The sequence below is a fragment of the Bartonella sp. TT119HLJHH genome, assembly GCF_042193385.1.
GTDB lineage: Bacteria > Pseudomonadota > Alphaproteobacteria > Rhizobiales > Rhizobiaceae > Bartonella.
This window is the reverse complement of the sequence record NZ_JBHILS010000052.1, coordinates 1-3,161: the sequence shown is the minus strand read 5'-3', so window position 1 is coordinate 3,161 and position 3,161 is coordinate 1. Positions and strand designations below refer to the sequence as shown.

Annotated in this window: 1 protein-coding gene and 2 pseudogenes; all 3 read left to right on the top strand. The window is 44.4% G+C overall.

Going from position 1 to position 3,161, the window contains the following annotated elements; translation table 11 throughout:
* Positions 1-1,284 (top strand): annotated as a pseudogene (locus tag ACFIJL_RS08925) (DUF4815 domain-containing protein); the annotation flags it as partial.
* Between the two features lie 14 nt (positions 1,285-1,298).
* Complete coding sequence (locus tag ACFIJL_RS08920) at positions 1,299-2,663, top strand: Bgr_08870 family protein (RefSeq protein ID WP_375612335.1); 1,365 nt, start codon at positions 1,299-1,301, stop codon at positions 2,661-2,663.
* Positions 2,664-2,853: 190 nt separating this feature from the next.
* Positions 2,854-3,161 (top strand): annotated as a pseudogene (locus tag ACFIJL_RS08915) (phage tail protein); the annotation flags it as partial.

Genomic DNA, 3,161 nt, shown 5'->3' with positions numbered 1-3,161 from the left:
CACTTTAAAATTGAAGGTTTTGGCAGTAGCGAAATCTTGGAAAGTCTTACCTTTGATGGTGTGAATGTTTTACCAAAGAGTCTCCTTATTGCCGATAGCAAGGGCACCCTTGAGGGCGCTTTCACGATTCCACAAAATATTACGGCTGGCACAAAAAATGTTGTGGCACGGGGGAAAGGGGGCACCATTGCAACAGGGCTTTTTACAGGTCAAGGCGTGATTGATGTGAAAGTGATGCGACGCACCACAACAGTGAAGATCTGGACGCAAGTGGACCCACAAGCGCAAGTCTTTACCCCCGATGAAACACGGCAAATCACTGGAATTGACTTTCATCTTTGCAAAATCGGCAATCAGAACCATGATCTGGTGATTGATTTGGTCACCACAGAAAATGGCTATCCGACCGCCGATATTCAAGCGCAAAGCTTTTATTCTATGAAGGGCGCAAAGCTAGGTTGGGCAGAGGCACGCTATGATGTACCACTCCTTGTGATGGATGACCGTTTAACGGCTTTTGTCATTAAAACCGATGATGCTGATCATTCCGTCTCTTTAGCAAAGCTTGGAGATTTTGATGCAGAACACCAGAGATACGTCTCGAGCCACCCTTACGTGACCGGTCCACGCTTTTCTTCTGTCAATGCTAGGAGCTGGACCGCTCATCAAGATGAGGCTTTAGCTTTTAGGGTGCTGGCGGCACGCTACACACAAACAGAAAAAACCATTGATCTTGGCACTTTTGACCTTGTGGACTGCTCTGATTTGCAAGTACGCGCAGCCATTGAATTGCCTTCAAGCGATTGTTCTGTCATCTTTGAAATTGAACGAAACAATGGCACAATTTATCAACTTCTTCCCTTTCAATTGCTAAGCCTTACTGAATATATCAGTGAAAAGGTAAAGCTTCGCGCTATTCTCAAAGGCACCGAAAAGCTCTCACCCGTCTTGTTTGCTCCTGTTCAATTGATTGCGGGAAAGATCCATAAGGAAGCGACCTATGTCACGCGTGCTTTTGCCTTTGGGGAAAAAGCAAGATTGACCAGCTATATCAAAACCTTTTTACCAGGTGGTGCAACCTTTTCACTCGAGATGCAACTGGATGATGGTGCTTTTGTCCCTCTCACATTAGAGGAAACAGAGCAGTTATCCGAACCACTTTGGACAGAACGAAAATTTGTAAGCAGCGACAAAGGCGCCAAACAAGCACGCCTCAAACTCACGCTTACTGGTGGACCAGCAGCGCGGTCCATGGTGCGTGATTTTGGCGCTGGCATATTATAATGGGAAAATGAGAGATGACAAAAACCAAAAAACTCGACATGGAATTGCCTAAAGAAGGTCGTTTTATCAGTTCTGAATTCCCAATCTTGCGGGAAAACTTGACGAAAATTGATCAAGCCATTGCGGGTGTTGAGGACAAGGTAGACCAAAAAGCACCTTTACAACACACGCATACCATAAGCGAAATCACAAATCTAGAAAGCGCTCTCAATGGTAAAATGGCAGCGGATAAAACTTTCACTTTTGCCGATTTAAGCGATATCGAAGGCGCAAAAGATGCTGCCAACAATTATGTTCTCTATAAATCAAGCAATAATAACTTCACTTTTGGCAGTGCTGTCTCTCTATTAGGCGCACATCAACATAAAACCGAAGATATTGTGGGGCTTGATGATTTTAGAGCCAAGATCAATGAAGATCTCACAAGCTATGGACGCTTAGCCAGCCCAAATGAATGGCAGAATTATAATAAATTTACCAGCAAAGTGACTATGAGTGGTGCCTTAGAGCTTTTGGGCAATTCGTCGTTTAGCCTCATCCACAATGGTGAAATGGTTACCAGTTTAAGCACAAGCGGAAGCTTTCTTAAAGGACCTTTAAAAGTCGATGGTGATCTTGTTTATACGAAATCAGAAATAGATATTCTCAAGCAGGAAATTAAAAACATCAAAAAAGATTTGATTAATAAACTCATTATTGCCGATGCTGAATTGCTGTATACGCAAGATGGGAAAATTAAATGGCCAGATTGGGTAAGCAATAAAACCAAAGTTGAGATCCAAGCATGGGGCGGCGGAGGTAGTGGTGGTTCCTCTTGGTCTTATGGCGATGGCGGCGGCGGAGGAGGAGGAGGTTGTTCCGTGTGGTATGGCTATAAATCCAGTTTAAACGGGCATGAGGATATCATCATTGGTAAAGGAGGAACTTCTGTTGCAAAGCATGGTGCGACAGGAAACTCTGGAGGAACAACAGTTGTTGGAAAGAATTTTATTACCGCTACAGGAGGACATGGTGGTGGGGGTGCTTATTATAGTATATCAAAGGGAAATACTTATTACTATTCAGGTGCTGGTGGAACTGGGGGCATTGGTGGAAATTTTGGTTGGGCAACAGATGATCTCCTAGGACTTGCCAAAGGAGGAAATGGTTATGCTGGGACGAAAGGAATTGAAGGAATTGTAGGAAACAGAAGTGGTAACGGAGGTGATGCCGGAGGCGATACATCAAGGGGAGGTGGTGGAGGAACGGCAGATGGTAGCTTTCCTTCAGGAAAAGCAGGGCGTGGTTTTGGGGGCGGAGGTGCTGGTGCTAGTAGGGATGGATATGACAGCGGTGCTGGTGCTGATGGCGCTGTTCTTATAAGATTATGGAAAGAATAAATGGATGCACAAGTAACCAAGATATGACAGAAGTCAAATGGATAGCTGTTCTATAAGCAGGTTTATATGTTTTTAAGTCCTTTTATCGCTCTTTAAAAGCCCTTTGAAAGGGCTTTTTTTGACTGACAGTGTCAGGCTTATGGAGCATGGTGATGGTTGTTATTCTCTCTTCATTGATTTGGAGAGCAAGATGGCAATAGAATTTAATCATGGGATTCGCATTGTAGAGGCTGGTGAGGATTCCCGTCCTTTAGCAACATTTGATCAGACCGCCATTGGGGCGGTTGTTACAGCCCCTGATGCTGATAACCAAGTTTTTCCCCTCGACGAGCCTGTCCTTATTTTTAGCCATGAGGGTGAGAAAATCCAAAAGCTTGGAACAAGAGGCACAGCTCTTGATGTTATTAATGCTGTGTGCGCACAGGGGATTGAGGCACAAATTATTCTTGTGCGGGTGGAAGAAAAGTCAACCATTGCTGAGACACAAACCGAAATGGT

Bases quoted from the DNA above. Each gene is read 5' to 3' on its own strand.
- ACFIJL_RS08920 (WP_375612335.1), top strand. From the start codon at position 1,299: ATGACAAAAACCAAAAAACTCGACATGGAATTGCCTAAAGAAGGTCGT.